The following is a 333-nucleotide window of genomic DNA, read 5'->3' on the forward strand; positions in this document are numbered from 1 at the left end:
CACAGTTCAAATGACAGACTTCTAACACTCAAAACCAATAACGATGGATGAAATTATCAATGCTCTAAGAAACCTTAAGATGCCCGGAATGGCACATTACTGGGCTACGATGCAGGAGACGCGACAGGCAGAGTCGCTCTCCTTGAAGGACGGCCTGCAACTGCTTATACAGGCCGAACTGGATAACCGGAATCAAAGCCGGAATGCCCGTCTGATAAAAAAAGCACACTTCCGTTATCACGCTTCCATAAGTGAAGTTATCTATGACAGCAAGCGTGGCGTAGACAAGCAGAAAGTGCTTAATCTTGCCACTTGTGACTATGTGAAAAACGG

1 protein-coding gene is annotated in these 333 nt (G+C 45.9%); it reads left to right on the forward strand.

Going from position 1 to position 333, the window contains the following annotated elements; genetic code table 11:
• Positions 1-43: 43 nt before the first annotated feature.
• Positions 44-333 (forward strand): ATP-binding protein (locus tag H6A27_RS14740; protein ID WP_239469738.1); only part of this gene is annotated, 290 nt, incomplete at its 3' end.

Source organism: Bacteroides caecigallinarum (assembly GCF_016902295.1).
Taxonomy (GTDB): domain Bacteria; phylum Bacteroidota; class Bacteroidia; order Bacteroidales; family Bacteroidaceae; genus Phocaeicola; species Phocaeicola caecigallinarum_A.